The 18,984-nt window shown below is 51.2% G+C and carries 20 protein-coding genes; 3 read left to right on the top strand and 17 right to left on the bottom strand.

The annotated features are described in order from the left end of the window. Positions 1 to 11: 11 nt before the first annotated feature. Entirely contained in the window at positions 12 to 395 is a 384-nt protein-coding gene (crcB, locus tag ACJHX3_RS13455; protein WP_000939738.1) for a fluoride efflux transporter CrcB, read from the bottom strand. 95 nt (positions 396 to 490) lie between these two features. On the opposite strand from crcB, the gene ACJHX3_RS13450 reads away from it, so the two are divergent. Together ACJHX3_RS13450 and tatE are read left to right on the top strand one after the other, a co-directional pair. Further along, on the top strand, positions 491 to 1,279 hold the full coding sequence (locus ACJHX3_RS13450) for a deaminated glutathione amidase (protein ID WP_001314558.1): 789 nt from the start codon (positions 491 to 493) through the stop codon (positions 1,277 to 1,279). Positions 1,280 to 1,407: 128 nt separating this feature from the next. Beyond that, positions 1,408 to 1,611, top strand: coding sequence for a twin-arginine translocase subunit TatE (gene tatE, locus ACJHX3_RS13445; RefSeq protein WP_000503931.1), 204 nt, complete (start codon positions 1,408 to 1,410; stop codon positions 1,609 to 1,611). A 100-nt stretch (positions 1,612 to 1,711) separates the two neighbouring features. Here the strand turns inward: tatE and lipA are convergent, their stop codons facing one another. The 15 genes from lipA to leuS form a co-directional block, all read right to left on the bottom strand. Then, on the bottom strand, positions 1,712 to 2,677 hold the full coding sequence (gene lipA, locus ACJHX3_RS13440; RefSeq protein WP_000042632.1) for a lipoyl synthase: 966 nt from the start codon (positions 2,675 to 2,677) through the stop codon (positions 1,712 to 1,714). Between the two features lie 208 nt (positions 2,678 to 2,885). Beyond that, positions 2,886 to 3,839, bottom strand: a complete 954-nt coding sequence (locus ACJHX3_RS13435; RefSeq protein ID WP_094308232.1) for a YbeF family transcriptional regulator — start codon at positions 3,837 to 3,839, stop codon at positions 2,886 to 2,888. A gap of 259 nt (positions 3,840 to 4,098) precedes the next feature. Further along, positions 4,099 to 4,740, bottom strand: coding sequence for a lipoyl(octanoyl) transferase LipB (lipB, locus tag ACJHX3_RS13430; RefSeq protein WP_000284027.1), 642 nt, complete (start codon positions 4,738 to 4,740; stop codon positions 4,099 to 4,101). A gap of 100 nt (positions 4,741 to 4,840) precedes the next feature. After that, the gene (gene ybeD / locus ACJHX3_RS13425; protein WP_000850550.1) at positions 4,841 to 5,104 is read right to left on the bottom strand and encodes a DUF493 family protein YbeD; all 264 of its coding nucleotides are present in this window, start codon (positions 5,102 to 5,104) and stop codon (positions 4,841 to 4,843) included. A 109-nt stretch (positions 5,105 to 5,213) separates the two neighbouring features. Next, positions 5,214 to 6,425, bottom strand: a complete 1,212-nt coding sequence (gene dacA / locus ACJHX3_RS13420) for a D-alanyl-D-alanine carboxypeptidase DacA (RefSeq protein WP_001092082.1) — start codon at positions 6,423 to 6,425, stop codon at positions 5,214 to 5,216. A 139-nt stretch (positions 6,426 to 6,564) separates the two neighbouring features. Continuing rightward, a complete protein-coding gene (gene rlpA, locus ACJHX3_RS13415) occupies positions 6,565 to 7,653 on the bottom strand; it encodes an endolytic peptidoglycan transglycosylase RlpA (RefSeq protein ID WP_001231418.1) in 1,089 nt (362 codons plus the stop codon). Between the two features lie 10 nt (positions 7,654 to 7,663). Beyond that, complete coding sequence (mrdB, locus tag ACJHX3_RS13410; protein ID WP_000131719.1) at positions 7,664 to 8,776, bottom strand: peptidoglycan glycosyltransferase MrdB; 1,113 nt, start codon at positions 8,774 to 8,776, stop codon at positions 7,664 to 7,666. A 2-nt stretch (positions 8,777 to 8,778) separates the two neighbouring features. Further along, positions 8,779 to 10,680 carry a peptidoglycan DD-transpeptidase MrdA gene (gene mrdA / locus ACJHX3_RS13405; RefSeq protein WP_000776191.1) on the bottom strand — a complete coding sequence of 634 codons (1,902 nt, stop codon included), beginning with the start codon at positions 10,678 to 10,680 and terminating at the stop codon, positions 8,779 to 8,781. A 30-nt stretch (positions 10,681 to 10,710) separates the two neighbouring features. Next, positions 10,711 to 11,178, bottom strand: a complete 468-nt coding sequence (rlmH, locus tag ACJHX3_RS13400; protein ID WP_000776104.1) for a 23S rRNA (pseudouridine(1915)-N(3))-methyltransferase RlmH — start codon at positions 11,176 to 11,178, stop codon at positions 10,711 to 10,713. Between the two features lie 3 nt (positions 11,179 to 11,181). Beyond that, positions 11,182 to 11,499: a ribosome silencing factor gene (gene rsfS / locus ACJHX3_RS13395; protein WP_001161664.1), complete on the bottom strand. Its 318-nt coding sequence runs from the start codon at positions 11,497 to 11,499 to the stop codon at positions 11,182 to 11,184. A gap of 259 nt (positions 11,500 to 11,758) precedes the next feature. Beyond that, positions 11,759 to 12,370, bottom strand: coding sequence for an adenosylcobalamin/alpha-ribazole phosphatase (locus tag ACJHX3_RS13390; protein WP_001241875.1), 612 nt, complete (start codon positions 12,368 to 12,370; stop codon positions 11,759 to 11,761). Positions 12,371 to 12,393: 23 nt separating this feature from the next. Then, the gene (nadD, locus tag ACJHX3_RS13385) at positions 12,394 to 13,035 is read right to left on the bottom strand and encodes a nicotinate-nucleotide adenylyltransferase (RefSeq protein ID WP_094308231.1); all 642 of its coding nucleotides are present in this window, start codon (positions 13,033 to 13,035) and stop codon (positions 12,394 to 12,396) included. A 1-nt stretch (position 13,036) separates the two neighbouring features. Continuing rightward, positions 13,037 to 14,068 (bottom strand): DNA polymerase III subunit delta, encoded by a 1,032-nt coding sequence (gene holA, locus ACJHX3_RS13380; RefSeq protein WP_000620511.1) that lies wholly within the window; start codon positions 14,066 to 14,068, stop codon positions 13,037 to 13,039. After that, a complete protein-coding gene (gene lptE / locus ACJHX3_RS13375) occupies positions 14,068 to 14,649 on the bottom strand; it encodes an LPS assembly lipoprotein LptE (RefSeq protein WP_001269673.1) in 582 nt (193 codons plus the stop codon). The genes holA and lptE overlap by 1 nt, the downstream gene beginning before the upstream one ends. A gap of 14 nt (positions 14,650 to 14,663) precedes the next feature. Beyond that, complete coding sequence (gene leuS / locus ACJHX3_RS13370) at positions 14,664 to 17,246, bottom strand: leucine--tRNA ligase (RefSeq protein ID WP_001366479.1); 2,583 nt, start codon at positions 17,244 to 17,246, stop codon at positions 14,664 to 14,666. Positions 17,247 to 17,480: 234 nt separating this feature from the next. Here leuS and ACJHX3_RS13365 point away from each other — a divergent pair, with 234 nt between their 5' ends. Next, positions 17,481 to 17,963, top strand: a complete 483-nt coding sequence (locus ACJHX3_RS13365) for a zinc ribbon-containing protein (RefSeq protein ID WP_094308229.1) — start codon at positions 17,481 to 17,483, stop codon at positions 17,961 to 17,963. Positions 17,964 to 18,007: 44 nt separating this feature from the next. On the opposite strand, the gene rihA is transcribed toward ACJHX3_RS13365, so the two are convergent. Then, positions 18,008 to 18,943: a pyrimidine-specific ribonucleoside hydrolase RihA gene (rihA, locus tag ACJHX3_RS13360; RefSeq protein ID WP_001207487.1), complete on the bottom strand. Its 936-nt coding sequence runs from the start codon at positions 18,941 to 18,943 to the stop codon at positions 18,008 to 18,010. Positions 18,944 to 18,984 lie beyond the last annotated feature (41 nt).

Below are 18,984 nucleotides of genomic sequence, written 5' to 3'. Positions count from 1 at the left end.
TTTTTTGGTCTTTAGTGTGCGGTTGAGGCGGAAAACAGCCAGAAAGCCAGTGCGGTCATGGCAAAAGACCCCAAAAGGTTGACGAAAACGTTCAGTAACGCCCAGCCAAAGCGGCCCTCTTGTAACAAAAACACCACTTCTGCCGAAAATGTTGAGAAGGTTGTTAGACCGCCACAAAATCCGGTGGTGATTAATACTTTCCACACTGGATCAATGTTCGTCATCCTGCTAAACCAGGCGAATCCCATTCCTATGATGAATGCCCCAATCAGGTTTGCAGCCAGCGTCCCCAACGGAATCGCTTGATGCAGCGGGTTAAATCGCATACTTAACAGCCATCTCGCCACGCTTCCCGTACCACCGCCAATAAAAACTGCTAAAAGAAGTTGTAACACTGCAAAATCCTGCTATTTGATTTGTATGAGTGATAAGTGTAACGCCGAATAATCGCCGTTGGCGAATTTTACGACTCTGACAGGAGGAGGTGGCAATGCTGGTTGCCGCAGGACAGTTTGCTGTTACATCTGTGTGGGAAAAGAACGCTGAGATTTGTGCCTCGTTGATGGCGCAGGCGGCGGAAAACGACGTATCGCTGTTTGTCCTGCCGGAAGCATTGCTGGCGCGCGATGATCATGATGCAGATCTATCGGTTAAATCAGCACAGCTGCTGGAAGGCGAATTCCTCGGACGTTTACGGCGAGAAAGTAAACGTAACATGTTGACGACAATTCTGACGATTCATGTTCCTTCAACGCCGGGGCGCGCATGGAATATGCTGGTGGCACTTCAGGCAGGAAACATCGTCGCCCGTTATGCCAAACTGCATCTCTATGATGCATTTGCCATTCAGGAATCACGCCATGTTGATGCTGGTAATGAAATAGCTCCGTTACTGGAGGTGGAAGGGATGAAGGTCGGTCTGATGACCTGTTATGACTTACGCTTTCCAGAGCTGGCGCTGGCACAGGCATTACAGGGAGCTGAAATCCTGGTACTTCCTGCCGCCTGGGTTCGTGGGCCGCTCAAAGAGCATCACTGGTCAACGTTGCTTGCCGCTCGTGCGCTGGATACCACCTGTTATATGGTGGCGGCGGGGGAGTGCGGGAACAAAAATATCGGGCAAAGCCGGATTATAGATCCCTTTGGCGTCACCATTGCGGCAGCGTCAGAAATGCCTGCACTCATTATGGCGGAAGTGACGCCCGAACGTGTGCGTCAGGTGCGCGCGCAACTGCCCGTCTTAAACAACCGTCGCTTTGCGCCGCCGCAATTATTATGATGTTTTTTTACTCGGCGCTTGATTCACCTTGTTACAGATTGCTATTGTGTGCGCGCGTCGAATGACCGTTAATATTCTCTGGTTTTTAAGGCGCGTTCTGTTGCCGGTTATATGTCAAGAAGGTATCTATGGGTGAGATTAGTATTACCAAACTGCTGGTAGTTGCGGCGCTGGTCGTTCTGCTGTTTGGGACTAAGAAGTTACGTACGCTGGGCGGAGACCTTGGAGCGGCCATTAAAGGGTTCAAGAAGGCGATGAATGATGACGATGCTGCGGCGAAAAAAGGCGCAGACGTTGATCTTCAGGCTGAAAAGCTCTCTCATAAAGAGTGACGTGGCGAGCAGGACGCTCCCTCAATATCTTGTTCGATACAAAAAACCCGCTTCAAAAAGCGGGTTTTTTATCAGACAGATGTAAGCAATTATTACAGGATTACTTAACTTCCATCCCTTTCGCCTGCAAATCGGCGTGGTAAGACGAGCGGACAAACGGACCGCATGCAGCATGGGTAAAGCCCATCGCCAGCGCTTCGGCTTTCATTTCGTCGAACTCATCCGGGCTAACGTAACGTTGAACCGGCAGGTGATGGCGGCTTGGCTGCAAATATTGCCCCAGCGTTAACATCGTCACACCATGACGGCGCAGGTCGCGCATTACCTCAATAATTTCTTCATTGGTTTCACCCAGACCCACCATCAGACCAGACTTGGTCGGGATTTCCGGATGCGCTTCTTTAAAGCGTTCCAGCAGCTTCAGCGACCAGTTGTAATCTGCACCAGGCCGTACCTGACGGTAAATACGCGGTACGTTTTCCAGGTTATGGTTGAACACATCTGGTGGTGTGGCGGTCAGAATATCCAGAGCACGATCCATACGACCGCGGAAATCCGGCACCAGAGTTTCAATTTTGATTTGCGGGCTTTTTTCCCGAATGGCAGTAATGCAATCCGCAAAGTGCTGGGCACCGCCATCGCGCAGGTCATCACGGTCAACGGAGGTGATAACCACATAACGCAGCGCCATATCGGCAATGGTCTGCGCCAGTTTCACTGGTTCATTGGCATCCGGAGCTACCGGGCGACCATGGGCAACGTCACAGAACGGACAACGGCGGGTACAAATAGCGCCGAGGATCATAAACGTTGCTGTGCCGTGGTTGAAGCATTCCGCCAGGTTAGGGCAGGAGGCTTCCTCGCAGACAGAATGCAGGCCATTTTTGCGCATTGCGGCTTTGATGCCCTGGATACGTGTAGAGTCCGCTGGAAGCTTGATTTTCATCCATTCCGGCTTGCGCAGCAGGGCTTCGCGCTCTGTTGCCACGTTTTTAACCGGGATAAGGGCCATCTTATCGGCATCGCGGTATTTAACACCGCGTTCCATCACAATGGGTTTACTCATAGCGTGCGTGTTCCAGTTGCGAATTACGAAGGAAAGCGTTTCAATTCAATAGATTGTTGTAATTATCAACTATTTTTGAATTAACGACTGGCAGTATATCATTGAAACGGACCTGAAAGCAGCCAAAGCGGTCGCGAAAATGTAAAATTGTTGTTGGATTGTGCCATTTTTTCGTTCTTCGCTGTGATCTGGCTGTAACAATACTTTTTCAAAATGCATTACGGATAACATCTATTACCCCGTGCAGGATGGGATCACGCAGGCTGAATTTGTTGTAGTGGATAGAGAAATCTATTTGCTCCTCATTTAAGGACGGAAAAGGCAGTTTTTCCAGCGGCCAACAACGGCTAAACAGGTTATAAAAACGGCTGGGAATAATCGCTAACATGTCACTGTTGGCAACCAGTGCAGCGATTGTCAAAATGTTGTAGCTGGTGAAACTGATTTGCCGGTCCGGAAACATCTCTTGAACTCTCTGCCGCAGACCGCTGAAATTTTGCCCTTCCGGTAACAGGAGTATATGCGCAGCGTTGTCGATAGTCCCTCTGTCATCTTCTAAAGAGAGTAGTGGATTTCCCTCGCGGCAAATTAACACCATATTGTCGGTGAACAGAACATGATGTTGCACCGTACGATTGGTGCAAAACATGTTATCGATGATGAGATCGGTTTGAAACTGACTGAGTTGGTTTTCCGCGTCGCTGATGGGCGGGTTGCGCAGTAAAAGCTGCGGATAGTGAGTTTTAATCGCCCGATAGATGACAGGAAGGACCAGGGCTCCGACCGAGGGGGTGGTCGCAATAGTTATCGTTCGTTGCTTATCATAGCTTCCTTCGATATCCAGCGCGCCAAGAATGGACTCAAGGCCCTGACTGATATACTCATGTAGATGCATCGCAAATGCGGTAGGAGTGACACCCTGGCCTTTGCGAATAAACAATGGGTCAGGGAATATAACGCGCAGTATCTGAATAGACTGACTGATTGCCGAGGGTGTCAGATTAAGCACTTTCGCTGCATTAACGATCCCTTTATGTACATATACAGCTTCAAAAATAGTCAGAAGGTTAAGATCAATATTTCGTAAGGTTGTAAATATTTGTGGTTTACCTTCTGACGACTTTCTGCTTAAACAGGTTTCAATTTGATTATTACTATCCACGCACTTACTCCAATTTTATTCATGGAAAAATAATATTTAAAAAAATTACAATAATCTTATGTCTAATTGGAACGGAACGCTTTTGCTCACCATAATCAACTATTTCAATAAGTTAATCAATGGGGTGAGTTACGGAGCAAGGCGTAGCATCGCATTTCTGCAAGTGATAAAGAAAATATACAAACGCGAAGGAGATGTAAAGCATTAGCAGGTATTATGAGTAATGACCCAGTGTAAATTGGGCCATTGATGTATGGAATTAAGCGGTAATATATTCGAAGTCAGGATTGTTTAGTAGCGCTAAAATATTTTCCAGTAAACGTGGTGCAATATTATTAGTCGTCGCTTCGGGTTTCCATTGTGATATTTTAGCCATTTCCATTCCGGCATACCCACAAGGATTAATACGTAAAAATGGTGAAAGATCCATATTGACGTTTAATGCCAGACCGTGGAATGAACAACCGCGTCGAATACGTAAACCCAGTGAGCAAATTTTCTTTTCCCCGACATAGACACCAGGCGCGTCAGCCCGAGGATGCGCTTCTATACCCAGTTCAGCCAGGGTATTCACCACTGTTTGCTCAAGCAAGGTCACCAGTTCACGCACACCGAGTTTACGGCGTTTCAGGTTAAGCAACACATACATCACCTGTTGCCCCGGCCCGTGATAAGTCACCTGCCCACCGCGATCGCTCTGAATCACCGGAATATCACCCGGCATTAAAATGTGCTCCGCCTTTCCTGCCTGCCCTTGGGTGAATACCGGATAGTGCTCGACCAGCCAGATTTCATCAAGGGTACTATCATCGCGGGTATCGGTGAATTCATGCATAGCCTGGGAGATTGGCTCGTAAGGCTGAAGACCGAGCTGGCGGACAAGAATTTTATCCTGATACAAAACGGCATCTCCGTGGAGAATGAGTAAAAGTGGGGGAAAAGTATATCACAGCGAGGAGAGGGGAGTTACCCGACCAGGAGCCGGGTAACGGAGAAGCGAGTTACAGAACCATGCGGACAATATCGATTTTGCCCAGTTCTTCATACAGTGTTTCAACCTGCTCGATATGAGTAGCGTTGATAGTGATAGATACCGAGTGGTAGTTGCCTTTGCTGCTTGGTTTTACCGTTGGGGTGTAGTCACCTGGCGCATGGCGCTGTACCACTTCAACCACCTGATCAACCAGCTCAGGTAACGCCTGCCCCATAACTTTGTAAGTAAAAGGAGTAGGGAATTCAAGCAGTTCGTTAAGTTTGGTTTTCATGTCAGCTCCGGCGTAACGTAATTAAATAGCAACTCCCGCCAGAAGGCGGGAGTTTTTTACTGATGCTTAGTATATGGGGGCGGAAATTACACTTTCAAGTGTTCGATTTTTAACCAAACCAGTGATGGAACATTAATTTAATGTAATCAATGATTTTGCCGAAGAAGTTGCCTTCCGGGATTTCTTGCAGCACAACCAGCGGGCGTTGTTCGATCGTTTTGCCATCAAGCTGGAAGTTGATAGTACCGACGACCTGATTCTTTTGCAGCGGCGCATGCAATTCACTGCTGTTCAGCACATAGCTGGCTTTCAGATCTTTCATGCGGCCACGCGGAATGGTCAGATACACGTCTTTATCAACACCTAACGAAGCGCGATCAGAATCACCAAACCAAACCGGTTCAGAGGCGAACTCTTTACCTACTTTCAGTGGGTTAACGGTTTCGAAGAAACGGAAGCCCCAGGTTAGCAGTTTTTTACTTTCGGCTTCACGGCCTTTAAAAGTACGTCCGCCCATCACCGCAGAGATCAAGCGCATCTGGCCTTCAGTCGCAGAAGCAACAAGGTTGTAACCTGCTTTGTCAGTGTGTCCGGTTTTGATGCCGTCGACATTCAGGCTGTTATCCCATAACAGGCCGTTACGGTTCAGCTGGCGAATACCGTTAAACGTAAATTCTTTTTCTTTATAGATCGAGTATTCATTCGGTACGTCACGGATCAACGCCTGGCCGATCAGCGCCATATCTCGCGCGGAGCTGTACTGACCATCAGCATCCAGACCATGTACCGTCTGGAAGTGGGTATTTTTCAGGCCCAGGGCGTTAACGTAGCTGTTCATCAAGCCAACAAAAGCGTCCTGGCTACCAGCGGCAAAATCGGCCATGGCGACGCAAGCATCGTTACCCGATTGCAGGTTAATACCGCGGATTAGCTGAGAAACCGGAACCTGCATGCCCGGTTTGAGGAACATCAGCGAAGAACCTTTAAACACCGGGTTACCGGTAGCCCATGCGTCGTTACCGATGGTGACTAAATCAGTTTCTTTAAATTTACCGGCTTTCATTGCCTGGCCGATAACGTAACTGGTCATCATTTTGGTCAGGCTGGCAGGATCGCGGCGGACATCTGCGTTCTGTTCGGCGAGCACTTTGCCGGAGTTATAGTCAATCAGGATGTAGGACTCCGCATCGATCTGCGGTACACCCGGGATCATAGTTTTGATATTCAGGTCATCGGCATGTGCAGCAGAGATAAAGGCTGTGCAAAGAGCCGTGGTGAGCGCCAGGCGCTTCATGATACGAGCGGAAAAAATGGTATTCATGGTCTGAACTACGACATCCGTGATGGAATTAAAAAAAGTGCCCTACTATAGCAAATGCACTACCGGCAGGCATCTGACTTTCCGCGTGACTTTGTTAACGTCATTTACAGAAATTGACACATCAGATGCCTGCTTTACGCTACTGCGCGGTGGTAATAAATGACTGTAATTGGGCTTCGGTTTGCAAACGTTGCTGCAAGGTACTGGCTTCGGCTTTGCTGGCGAATGGGCCAAGCTGGATCCGCCAGACCGCGCCATTTTGAGTTACGCGACCGGGGACGCCGAACTTCTGTCCCAGTTGCTGTTGGTACTGTTGCGCACGAGCCTGATCGCTAACGGCTCCGACTTGCACCATAAAGTTGCCGCTGGCGCTTTGCGAGGCGGCTTGCGGTGTCACCATTGCAGGCGAGGTTGCAGGCGTTGTCGCCGGAGCTGTAACAACGGGTTGTGGTGCAGGTGTTGGTTCGCTGCTTTCCAGAACACCAGGCGCTAAGGTCGTTGGTGCGCCGAGGAAACCGCTGCTGGTTACCGGCGCGCCGGTCGGATCTTCGCTTTTTAGCGTCGAATTACTGACCGGAAGAATGTCACCCTGTGGGCCAGACACTGAATTTGTTCCCGCGCCGCCGCTTAAATCGGGAGGTGCAGGCAGGGCGTAAGTCTGTTTGGCAACTGTGGTACAAGCCATACCAGGACCAGAAAGCGAACCATCCTGGGCGACAATAATCGGATCGATACGAACTTTGGTGTTGTTTGACGTGTTAAGACGGTCAGCTGCCGCGCGAGAAAGCGAAATAACGCGGTCGTTGCCGTAAGGACCGCGATCATTAATGCGCACCACGATCATTCGCCCGTTAGCCAGGTTAGTGATTCTGGCGTAGCTGGGGATCGGAAGCGTTGGATGGGCCGCCGTCAACTGTGTCGGATCGAATGCTTCGCCAGAGGCCGTCAGGTTACTGCCGGGTTCGGCATCATAGATTGCCGCCAGTCCCGCCTGGCTAAATCGAGACGGATCCTGCACGATTTTGTAGCTTTTACCGTCGCGCTGGTAATCCTGATTTGCCGTCGCGTTCAGTGGTTCGAAACGCGGGTCCGCCCCGCTAATTTCAACTATGGGGCCGTTACATACCGCAGGCTGCGGTACACTTACCGTCTGTTGCTGACCATCATCGCTTGTACATGCCGCGAGCATTCCTGCCGCGATGCAGATCCCGAGCCACTGCTTACGCATTGCGCACCTCTTACACGCTTTTCGACAACATTTTCCTGTGGGTGTGGATTGACATTACAATCCCGAACCCAGCCATCAGCACAATTAGCGCCGATCCTCCATAACTGACCAGTGGGAGCGGAACCCCTACAACCGGCAGAATACCGCTTACCATACCAATATTTACGAAGACATAAACGAATAATATCAGCATTAAGCCGCCAGCCATGACGCGACCAAAGGTGGTTTGCGCTCTGGCGGCTATCCACAGCCCGCGCATGATCAGCAGAATGTAAAGAGCGAGCAGAATCAAAATACCCACTAATCCCAGCTCTTCCGCCAGTACCGCGAAGATAAAGTCGGTATGGCGTTCGGGGAGAAATTCAAGCTGTGACTGAGTACCGTGCAGCCAGCCTTTGCCGCGTAATCCGCCGGAGCCAATAGCAATTTTAGACTGAATAATATGATAGCCCGCGCCGAGTGGGTCTGATTCCGGGTCCAGGAGCATCATTACGCGCTGGCGCTGGTAATCATGCATCAGGAAGAACCACAGAATCGGAATGAACGCCGCTACCAGCACTACTGCGACGCCAATCAGACGCCAGCTAAGGCCAGAGAGGAACAGTACAAACAGACCGGAAAGCGCAACGAGGATTGATGTTCCCAGGTCAGGCTGTGCAGCCACCAGCAGCGTGGGCATAAATATCAGCACCAGCGCGATGCCAGTGTTCTTCAACGATGGCGGGCAAACGTCGCGGTTGATAAAGCGCGCAACCATCAGTGGTACGGCTATTTTGGCAATTTCCGACGGCTGAAAACGAACAATACCGAGGTCCAGCCAGCGTTGAGCACCTTTAGAGATGGCACCGAAAGCATCTACCGCCACCAGCAAAATAATACAGATGATATAGAGATAGGGGGCCCAGCCTTCATAAACGCGTGGAGGAATTTGCGCCATCACCACCATGATGACCAGACCCATCGCGATTTGGCCGATTTTACGCTCCATCATGCCAATATCCTGACCGCTGGCGCTCCAGATAACCAGGGCGCTGTAAACCAGCAATGCCAGTAAAATCAGCAGCATTGTGGGATCGAGATGGACTTTATCCCAGAATGTTTTTTTATTCGGATTATCCGTCATGATTAATGGTCCTCCGCTGCGGCAACCGCTGGATTTTCCGCAGGCAGATCGGTGTTGTTATCACCCAGCATAATGTGGTCGAGGATCTGGCGCATCAGCGTACCAACCGCCGGACCCGCGCCACCGTTCTCCAGAATCATGGCGACAGCCACTTGCGGATTGTTGTATGGCGCAAAGGCGGTCATCAGTTTGTGGTCACGTAAACGCTCGGCAATTTTGTGCGCATTATAGGTTTCGTTCGCTTTCAGACCGAAGACCTGAGCGGTACCAGATTTCGCCGCAATTTTGTACGGTGCGCTGGCAAAGTATTTATGCGCCGTACCGTTAGGGCGGTTAGCAACACCGTACATACCGTCTTTCGCCAGCTCCCAGTAACCGGAATGAATATCGCCGACGGGCGGTTCATGCGGTTGTACCCATGGCACCTGTTTGCCGTCTTCGGCGGTGCTCATCAGCAAATGCGGAACCTTCACGATACCGTCATTAATCAGGATCATCAGTGCCTTACTCATCTGGATTGGGGTCGCTGTCCAGTAACCCTGACCGATACCAACCGGAATGGTGTCACCCTGATACCACGGTTTTTTAAAGCGTTTCTGTTTCCATTCGCGGGTAGGCATGTTGCCGGAACGTTCTTCCGCCAGGTCGATACCAGTGTAATGACCATAACCGAATTTACCCATCCATTCGGAGAGGCGATCGATTCCCATATCGTAGGCCACCTGATAGAAGAAGGTATCCGCAGATTCTTCCAGCGATCTTGTGACATTCAGACGCCCGTGGCCCCATTTTTTCCAGTCACGATAACGTTTTTCCGAACCTGGCAGTTGCCACCAGCCTGGGTCAAACAGCGTCGTATTGCGCGTGATCACTCCGGCGCTCAATGCCGAAACCGCCACATAGGGTTTAACTGTAGACGCGGGAGGATAAACCCCCTGTGTGGCGCGGTTCACCAGCGGTGTATTCGGGTCGTTCAGCAAGGCGGAATAATCTTTGCTGGAGATACCGTCAACAAACAGGTTTGGGTCATAACTAGGCGTGGAAACCAGCGCCAGCACCCCACCTGTACGCGGATCGGTGACTACCACCGCTGCGCGGCTACCCGCCAGCAGCGTTTCAATATATTGCTGGAGTTTGAGATCCAGCGTCAGGTAAATATCGTGTCCGGCTTGCGGTGGTACTTCTTTTAACTGGCGGATAACACGCCCACGGTTGTTAACTTCAACCTCTTCATAACCAGTCTGACCGTGCAGCACGTCTTCATAGTAACGCTCAATGCCCAGCTTACCGATATCATGCGTTGCCGCATAGTTGGCCAGTTTGCCGTCATTATTCAGGCGTTCGACGTCTTTATCGTTGATTTTCGACACATAGCCGATGACGTGGGTCAACGCCGAACCGTAAGGATAGTAACGACGTTTATAGCCTTTAACTTCAACACCCGGAAAACGGTACTGATTGACGGCAAAGCGAGCTACTTGTACTTCGGTCAGGTTAGTTTTCACCGGAATAGAGGTGAAACGGTGTGAACGTGCGCGCTCTTTTCGGAATGCAGCAATATCATCATCGGTCAGATCTACCACGCTGCGCAAAGCGTCCAGCGTTTGCTGCACGTTATCGACTTTCTCCGGCATCATTTCTATCTGGTAGATAGTGCGGTTGAGGGCCAGAGGGATACCGTTACGGTCGTAGATAATGCCGCGGCTGGGCGCGATAGGCACGAGCTTAATGCGGTTTTCATTAGAGCGGGTCTGGTAGTCGGTAAAGCGAACAATTTGCAGATTATACAGGTTGGCGATAAGCACGCCGGTCAGCAGCAAAATCCCCAAAAAGGCGACCAGCGCCCGGCGCACAAACAGCGCGGACTCTGCCGTATAGTCGCGAAAAGAGTTCTGTAGTTTCATCCGCTGCGTTTTCTACTCAAAGCTCCCTTATCACTCACGGTGATAAGGATGGTTGGTGGTGATGCTCCACGCCCGGTACAGACTCTCTGCGACCAGCACGCGAACCAGCGGATGGGGGAGGGTAAGCGCCGACAGCGACCAGCTCTGCTCCGCCGCCGCTTTACAGGCAGGCGACAACCCTTCAGGCCCGCCAATCAGTAGACTGACGTCGCGACCATCCAGCTTCCAGCGTTCCAGCTCAGCGGCTAACTGCGGCGTATCCCAGGGCTTGCCTGGAATATCGAGGGTGACAATGCGGTTTTTGCCTGCGGCCGCCAACATCTGCTCACCCTCTTTGTCGAGTATGCGCTTGATGTCCGCATTCTTGCCGCGTTTTCCGGCCGGAATTTCAATCAGCTCGAAGGGCATATCTTTCGGAAAACGACGCAGGTACTCGGTAAAACCGGTTTGTACCCAGTCCGGCATTTTCGTTCCCACGGCGACAAGTTGCAGCTTCACGCATTAACTCCAGAGTTTTTCCAGTTCATACAGGCGACGGCTCTCTTCCTGCATGACATGGACAATCACATCGCCCAAATCCACGACAATCCAGTCGGCGCTGTTTTCACCTTCTACGCCGAGCGGTAACAGGCCCGCTGCGCGAGACTCCTGCACAACGTGGTCAGCAATGGACATAACATGACGGCTGGACGTACCCGTACAGATGATCATGCAGTCGGTGATGCTGGATTTGCCCTGAACGTCTAAGGCGATGATGTCCTGACCTTTGAGGTCATCAATTTTGTCGATAACAAAATCCTGGAGTGCTTTACCCTGCAAGTTTTCCCCCTGGGTGAATCAAATAGATAAAAATGGTCTGTCAGTATACCTGAACCAGAGGCGATTTCGGGACAATTGTCGCCGAATCGGCTTTCGAAAGTGGGCTATCATCCCACCCCGAGCCGCAGATTGCATCGCCATTTTTGTAAAACAATTTCTACAAAGTCGTGTCTGGCGAAAAAAGTCTGGCTGCGGAGAATATCAGCCTGCCCGGGGCTGTCAATGGTCGTTGCGGCTTACCCGTAAAAAAACAGAAAAGTCATGCATTTTCGACCCCGATGGCACGGCTATTGAGGACGCGTAACGTCGCGAATTTTTGGTTGATATCAATGGCGCTCCAACATCCCTGGTCAACGCGAAAATGCCACATAGCTTCGGCAGGCATGCCAATTAAACGGGCGATTAACAGACTCAGTACACCCTGATGGCTGACGACTAAAATATTCTGATAGTGCTGAAATTCACTAAGCCTTGCGATAAACCGTTCCACACGTTGTGAAAATGCCTGAAATCCTTCACCGTTCGTGGGGATAGCATGCTGCCAGTCATTGCACCACGCGCTATAGTTTTCGGCATCTTCTTGCATGAGGTCGCGATGATGCCGCATCTCCCAGTCGCCAAAAAACATTTCGTTGAGTTCAGAGATGATTTGCACGGGGAGCTGGCGGTTACTGAGAACCAGTCGCGCGGTATGCTGTGCCCGTTCCAGTTCACTGCATAAAACCAGGTCAAAGGAAACACCATGTAGCAGCGTATGCAGATTTTGCGCTTGCTCAATACCGCGCGCAGTCAGGGGTGTGGGAGCATGACCGCTGTACAGACCATCGATATTCGCTTGCGTTTCGCCATGACGAATTAACCACAGTCGCATCATGCCCTCCGTAACGACAGGTATCAGCGATACAAGCCTTGTTGGTTAATGTAAGTCAGTACCGGTTCCGGCAATAAATCCTCACACGATTCACCGTTTTGCAAACGTTCGCGGATGATGGTCGCCGAGATGTTAAACCACGGCGTTTCAGCCAGATAAATTTTACCGGCAGGCTGAAGGTGAAGATCTTCCGGGTTATGTGTCAAATGATCTTCCAGCCATTGCTGGTATTGCGGTTGCGCCATTTCAAGTGGGTAACCTGGACGCCGACAGACGATCAAATGTGCATTGTCGAGTATCGTTTCGTATTCGTACCAGGTCGGAAAGGTCAGCAGTGAATCCTGACCTATAATAAACGCCAGCGGCACGTCCGGCCCTTGTTCCTGCCGCCACTCTTTCAGTGTTTGCGCAGTGTAAGAGGGGGCATTGCGCTTTAGCTCGCGTACATCAAGAGTAAATAATGGCTTGTCGGCAATCGCCAGTTCAAGCATGTGTTTACGCTGCACGCTGTTCGCTTCCGGCTGGGGACGATGCGGAGGAACATTATTAGGGATGATTGTGACCCGCGTCAGACCAATCAAATTCGCCAGCGTTTCCACGGGTTTAAGATGACCATAGTGCACCGGATCAAAGGTGCCGCCAAACAGAGCCTGTAAAGATTTCATATCAACCGTCGATAAATACGTCCGCCAGGGGTTTATGGCACAACAGAAGAGATAACCCTTCCAGCTCTGCCCACACTGACTGACCGTAATCTTGTTTGAGGGTGAGTTCCGTTCGTGTCAGGAGTTGCACGGCCTGACGTAACTGCGGCTGGCTTAAGCGATTTAACGCCTCGCCCATCATGCCCCGGCGGTTCTGCCATACCCGATGCTTATCAAACAACGCACGCAGTGGCGTATGGGCAGACTGGCGTTTCAGGTTAACCAGTAACAACAGTTCACGTTGTAATGTGCGCAACAAAATAACCGGTTCGCTGCCTTCCAGACGCAGTTGCTGAAGAATATGCAACGCGCGCTTACTTTTTCCCATCAACAAAGCATCAACCCAATGAAAAGGGGTGAAATGCGCGGCATCATTCACCGCCTGTTCAACGCGAGGTAATGTCAGTTTGCCGTCTGGCCAGAGTAGCGATAAACGCTCCAGTGCCTGAGCCAGCGCCAGCAGGTTACCTTCATAACAGTAGCAGAGCACCTGATTCGCCGCGTCATCCAGTTCTAAGTTGAGCTGTTTTGCGCGCGCAGCAACCCAGCGGGGAAGCTGAGCCTGCTCCGGTGTCTGACAGGTCACCTGCACGCTGCGATTCGCAAGAGCAGTAAACCAGGCGGCATTTTCTTGCGCTTTGCTTAATTTATTACCGCGGACGATCAACAGCAGGTCGTCATGCAGAAGTCCGGTGAGTGTGAGAAGTTGTTCATTGATCGCCGCATTCGGTCCGTTTTCTGGTAACAACAGCAATAGCGTTTGTCGACTGGCAAACAGACTCATGGCCTGGCATAACGAAAAGATCGCATTCCAGTCAGTGTTGGGATCAATGGAAAAAGTGTGGTGTTCTTCGAATCCTTGTACCGCAGCTACCTGACGAATAGCGTCCTGGCTTTCCTGCAATAACAGAGGATCGTTACCAAGTAAAAGATACGCCGCGCGCAGCCCTTCATTGAGCTGCGCGCGGAGTTGTTCCGGGTACAACCGAATCATCAGTTACCCAGCGTGGTTGAGACGCGTGCAGGCGTTGCCGGAGTATCCGTTGTGGTCGACGTCTGTTCTTCGTCGGAACGAATATCCGCAGCACGGATGCTTGGCAGCTTACGAATCAGCTGTTCGGCAGCACGGTCGTACATCTCTTTTACGATCATGTCTTGTTCGTTATCTTTCGCTAACGCCATTTGCGGGTTATCGAAGAACGAACGGAAGACTTTGGCGCTAATCGGGTAGATGTCACGGCCGGGGATCAACACGGTCGCATTGACCGTCATGATCATCTGATACTCTGCTGTTTGACCGTTACGGAATACCGATGCGGTATCTTTCGCGATGCTCACTTTACCCAAACGCAGGGATGGAACGTCCTTACGCGTGGTTTCTTTATCAAGCAACTCGACACCATTCAGACGTAACTGGTTACGCACCGCACGGCTTAATGGCCCGTTCGGATCGCCTGAGTCCAGGATCATGACCTTCATAGTGGAAGGAACCTGCGTGGTATCACGCAGATGCCAGCCACACCCGGCGGTGATTAACACCGCCAGAGATAACAACAATGTTGCCAGATATCGCACGCTTCCTCCCGCGCTTAGCCAACGACCAGATTGAGGAGTTTACCGGGTACGTAAATCACTTTACGCACGGTAACGCCATCAAGATATTTTGCTACCAGATGTTCCTGGCCAGCACGTTCGCGAACCTGTTCTTCCGTTGCGTCCACCGGAACGGTGATTTTTGCACGGACTTTACCGTTAACCTGCACCACGACCAGCGTGGAGTCTTCCACCATCGCTTTTTCGTCAGCAACCGGCCACGGCGCGTTGTCGATATCGCCTTCGCCTTTCAGTTCCTGCCACAGCGTGAAGCAGATGTGCGGGGTGAACGGGTTAAGCATACGGACAACGGCCAGCAGTGCTTCCTGCATCAGGGCGCGGTCCTGCTCGCTATCGGTCGGTGCTTTCGCCAGTTTGTTCATCAGCTCCATAATCGCTGCAATTGCGGTGTTGAAGGTCTGACGACGGCCGATATCATCGGTCACTTTAGCGATCGTTTTATGCACATCGCGACGCAGCGCTTTCTGATCTTCAGTCAGCGCATCAACGTTCAGTGCCGCAACATCACCTTTCGCTGTGTGCTCGTAAACCAGTTTCCAGACACGTTTCAGGAAGCGGTTAGCCCCTTCCACGCCGGATTCCTGCCATTCGAGAGTCATATCAGCCGGAGAAGCAAACATCATAAACAGACGAACGGTGTCCGCGCCGTAACGTTCAACCATCACCTGCGGGTCGATACCGTTGTTCTTCGACTTGGACATTTTGCTCATGCCGGTATAAACCAGTTCATGGCCTGCCGCATCTTTCGCTTTCACGATACGGCCTTTCTCGTCACGTTCAACGATAGCATCAACCGGGGAAACCCAGTTACGTTCGCCGTTTTCGCCAACATAGTAGAAGGCATCTGCCAGCACCATACCCTGACACAGCAACTGTTTCGCTGGTTCGTCAGAGTTCACCATGCCCGCATCACGCATCAGTTTGTGGAAGAAGCGGAAGTAGAGCAGGTGCATAATGGCGTGTTCGATACCACCAATGTAGATATCCACCGGCAGCCAGTAGTTAGCCGCTTTGGAATCCAGCATACCTTCTTTGTACTCCGGGCAAGTGTAGCGCGCATAGTACCAGGAGGACTCCATAAAGGTGTCGAAAGTGTCGGTTTCACGCAGCGCTGGCATACCGTTAACGGTAGTTTTTGCCCACTCCGGATCTGCTTTAATCGGGCTGGTAATGCCGTCCATCACCACATCTTCCGGCAGGATCACCGGCAGCTGGTCGTCCGGGGTCGGCATTACGGTACCGTCTTCCAGCGTCACCATCGGAATCGGCGCGCCCCAGTAACGTTGACGGGAAACACCCCAGTCGCGCAGGCGGTAGTTCACTTTACGCTCGCCAACGCCCATCGCAGTCAGTTTATCGGCGATAGCGTTGAAGGCCGCTTCATGGTCAAGACCGTTGAACTCGCCAGAGTTGAACAGAACGCCTTTTTCAGTCAGGGCTTGCTGAGAAAGATCTGGCTCAGAGCCGTCAGCTGCCAGGATAACCGGTTTGATGTTCAGGCCGTATTTAGAGGCAAACTCGTAGTCGCGCTGGTCGTGACCCGGAACCGCCATAACTGCGCCCGTGCCGTACTCCATCAATACGAAGTTTGCTGCCCAAACGGGAATTTCTTCGCCCGTTAATGGGTGAACCGCTTTAAAGCCAGTATCGACGCCTTTTTTCTCCATCGTTGCCATTTCAGCTTCGGCAACTTTGGTGTTACGGCATTCGTCAATAAAGGCCGCCAGTTCAGGATTATTTTCCGCCGCTTTCTGCGCCAGCGGATGACCCGCCGCTACCGCCAGGTAGGTACAACCCATAAAGGTGTCCGGGCGGGTAGTGTAAACGGTTAGCGTGTTGTCATAGTCGTTAACGTTGAAGGTGATTTCCACGCCTTCGGAACGACCGATCCAGTTACGCTGCATTGTTTTAACGGTGTCTGGCCAGTGATCCAGTTTATCCAGATCGTTGAGCAGCTCGTCAGCGTAAGCAGTGATTTTGATAAACCACTGCGGGATCTCTTTACGCTCAACTTTGGTATCGCAGCGCCAGCAGCAGCCGTCGATAACTTGTTCGTTCGCCAGTACGGTCTGGTCGTTCGGGCACCAGTTGACCGCAGAAGTCTTCTTATATACCAGGCCTTTTTTATACAGCTCGGTGAAGAATTTCTGTTCCCAACGGTAGTATTCCGGCGTACAGGTTGCCAGCTCGCGGCTCCAGTCATAACCAAAGCCCAGCATTTTGAGCTGGTTTTTCATGTACGCGATGTTGTCGTACGTCCACGGTGCTGGCGCGGTGTTGTTTTTCACCGCCGCGCCTTCCGCAGGCAGACCAAACGCGTCCCAGCCGATCGGCTGCAGGACGTTTTTGCCCAGCATACGCTGGTAGCGGGCGATCACGTCACCGATGGTGTAGTTACGTACGTGGCCCATGTGTAGTCGACCAGAAGGATAGGGAAGCATAGACAGGCAGTAATACTTCTCTTTGCTCTCGTCTTCGGTTACTTCAAATGTGCGCTTCTCATCCCAATGAAGCTGTACTTTGGATTCTATCTCTTCCGGGCGGTATTGCTCTTGCATGGCAGCCAGTGGTCCTGTTTTCAATACGGCTACAAATGTAGCGTTGAGGTGGTTTTTCAGATCCGCATAGCATAGCCCAAACGTCCGCGTCAAAACAGCCTTTCGCGCACTCGACGTTGAAATGATGCCCGGATTATTCATACATTAATTTACAGAGTTTGTGGGCGTATTAGCAAAGCAAGGAACAAAGAACGTCTATTATTATAGTCAGTTAACGACCCGGGAGATGAAACGATGAACAAGGTTGCTCAATATTACCGTGAACTGGTCGCGTCACTGAGCGAACGCCTGCGCAATGGCGAACGTGATATCGACGCACTGGTGGAACAGGTGCGCGAGCGCGTAATAAAAACAGGGGAGTTAACGCGAACCGAGGTCGATGAGCTGACGCGAGCTGTCAGACGTGACCTGGAAGAGTTCGCCATGAGCTATGAAGAGAGCCTGAAAGAAGAATCTGACAGCGTCTTTATGCGGGTGATTAAAGAAAGCTTATGGCAGGAGCTGGCAGACATCACCGATAAAACGCAGCTTGAATGGCGCGAAGTTTTCCAGGACCTCAATCATCACGGGGTTTATCACAGCGGAGAAGTGGTAGGGCTGGGAAATCTGGTCTGCGAGAAATGTCACTTCCATCTCCCAATCTACACACCGGAAGTGCTGACGCTATGCCCGAAATGTGGTCATGACCAGTTCCAGAGACGCCCGTTCGAGCCGTAATGAAATGAGTGGTGCCGGATGGCGTGATGTCATCCGGCGAGTGATTAAGCGTAAAATTTCAGACGATCAGCCAGTAAATCAACAAAGCCCTGACGATCAACATCGACCATTACAGTGGCATTCGGTTTATTGCCGGTCAGATAATAATAATCAACAACCGTCATACCTTGGGTATATTTCCCTTGTGTTTCCACGCCAACCCAGCGCTCAACAGTGGTAAACAACTCCGGTTTTAACAGCCAGGCGATGGTACATGGGTCATGCAGCGGTGCGCCGACAAAGCCCCATTTTTCGTCTTTATGATATTCGAGGAAGAAATCCAGCAGTTCGGCAACAATGGTTGAAACAGGGTTGCCAATCGCGCGGAAACGCTCGGTGTCTTCAACGTGGATTTGCGCTTTATGAGTAACATCCAGACCGGCCATCACCACCGGAATTCCTGACTGGAAGACAATTTCTGCCGCTTCCGGGTCAACGTAAATATTAAATTCAGCCGCAGGCGTCCAGTTACCAAGCCCCATTGCGCCGCCCATAATCACGATACGAGCAATTTTACTATGCAGTTCCGGATGGCTATTGAGCAGCAAGGCAACGTTAGTTTGCGGCCCGGTAGAAACAATCGTGACAGGTTCCGCACTTTCGCGCAGCGTTTTCGCCATCAACTCCACCGCCGTACAGTTTTGCGGTGCGAACGTCGGTTCCGGTAATGTCGGGCCGTCGAGACCGCTTTCGCCGTGCACATTGTCCGCGATAATCAACTCACGCATTAACGGTTTTACCGCGCCGCCGGCTACCGGAATATCGGTGCGATTAAGCAAGGTCAGCACACGCAGAACATTGCGTAAGGTTTTTTCTGGAGTCTGGTTTCCGGCGGAAGACGTAATTGCTTTGACATCAAGCTCTAGTGAGGCGAGGGCGAGAACTATTGCGATAGCGTCATCATGACCTGGGTCGCAATCTAACAGAATTGGCAGTGCCATTGTTGCTCCTTGTTGTGTGCTTCTTTGCGACAAGGGTACCG

The sequence above is a fragment of the Escherichia sp. WS1265 genome (assembly GCF_046487585.1).
GTDB lineage: Bacteria > Pseudomonadota > Gammaproteobacteria > Enterobacterales > Enterobacteriaceae > Escherichia > Escherichia coli.
This window is presented reverse-complemented; position numbering and strand designations above follow the sequence as displayed.